Annotated in this window: 1 protein-coding gene; it reads left to right on the forward strand. The window is 66.2% G+C overall.

From position 1 onward, the window contains the following. Positions 1-912: glycosyl hydrolase family 28 protein (locus JMF90_RS38655; RefSeq protein WP_236598151.1), on the forward strand; the 912-nt coding region annotated here is incomplete at both ends.

Below are 912 nucleotides of genomic sequence, written 5' to 3' on the forward strand. Positions count from 1 at the left end.
CGCGAAGCCGAAGTACCGCGCGGGCAAGTTCGCGGTGCGGCTCGTCGTCAATCACGCGGGGCCCGGCAACGGCTTCATCAGCGGGCCGCTGACGCTGCCGTCCGGCGTCACGCTGTGGATCGACAAGGGCGTCACGCTGTATGCATCGCGCGACGTGAAAGCGTATTCGCCGAACGCCGCCGGGCCGTACTGCGGCAACACGGCCGTCAGCGCGACGAAAGCCGGCAGTTCGTCGAACTGCGCCGCGCTGATCACCGGCACCAACCTCGTCAACGCGGCGGTGGTCGGCGACGGCCGGATCGACGGCCGCGGCTACGCGGAGCTCGTGACGTCCGATGCGAAATACCCGCTGATGAAGGTCGACCTGACGTGCTCGAACACCTACGCGGCCTACAAGAGCGGCACCGTGGCGCCCGACGGCACCGCGTGCGACGACGGCGGCACCGTCGTCGACTCGAAATCGACGGTGCGTAACATGACGTGGTGGGATCTCGCGTATCTCGGCAACATGGTGCAGAACGGCACGACCGGCTTCGGCTCGCAGTCGAATTTCCGGCTGATGGTGTTCAACTACGCGAAGAACCTCACGCTGTACCGCATCACGCTGAACAACAGCCCGAATTTCCACGTGGTGCCGAGCGGCGTCGACGGGCTGACGATCTGGAACGTGAAGGTGCAGACGCCGACGCTCGCCGGGTTCGCGAACCCGGCCGGCAACGGCAACCCGCTGTACAACGGGCAGACCTTCAACGCGGACAACGTGAAGAACACCGACGCGTTCGACCCGGGCGCCGCGTCGAAGCCGACCTCGGCGGCGCTGTCGACCGGCAGCACGACGACGTCCGCCGCCCCGATCTCGTTCGACGGCTACCTGAAGAACTTCGTGTTCGCATACAACTACGTGAGCACCGG

Source organism: Burkholderia sp. E168m23, assembly GCF_016586125.1.
In the GTDB taxonomy this organism is placed as follows: domain Bacteria; phylum Pseudomonadota; class Gammaproteobacteria; order Burkholderiales; family Burkholderiaceae; genus Burkholderia; species Burkholderia orbicola.